Source organism: Streptomyces racemochromogenes (genome assembly GCF_044129415.1).
In the GTDB taxonomy this organism is placed as follows: domain Bacteria; phylum Actinomycetota; class Actinomycetes; order Streptomycetales; family Streptomycetaceae; genus Streptomyces; species Streptomyces racemochromogenes_A.
Genome location: NZ_JBBDHD010000353.1, coordinates 1 through 351 on the forward strand (window position 1 = coordinate 1; position 351 = coordinate 351).

General features: G+C 76.1%; 1 protein-coding gene. It reads left to right on the forward strand.

Features of this window, described 5'->3' with window-relative positions:
- On the forward strand, window positions 1-351 hold a 351-nt coding region (locus tag WDV06_RS37245; protein ID WP_395514211.1), incomplete at both ends, for an acyltransferase domain-containing protein.

The following is a 351-nucleotide window of genomic DNA, read 5'->3' on the forward strand; positions in this document are numbered from 1 at the left end:
CTCGCTGGCCGGGCAGGCGGAGCGGCTGGCGGGGTTCGTGGAGGGTGCCGAGGGGGTGTCCTTGGCCGAGGTGGCGGGGGCGCTGGCGTCGGGCCGTTCGGTGTTCGGCGAGCGGGCGGTCGTCACGGCGGATTCCGCCGAGGAGGCGTTGTCCGGGCTGCGGGCGCTGGCCCGGGGCGAGGACGCGGCCGGGGTCGTGAGCGGCAGTGCGGGTGCGCCGGGTTCGGTGGTGTGGGTGTTCCCGGGTCAGGGGTCGCAGTGGGCCGGGATGGGGCGTGAACTGCTGGATTCGTCGCCGGTGTTCGCGGCGCGGATCGCGGAGTGTGCTGCCGCGCTGGAGCCGTGGGTGGA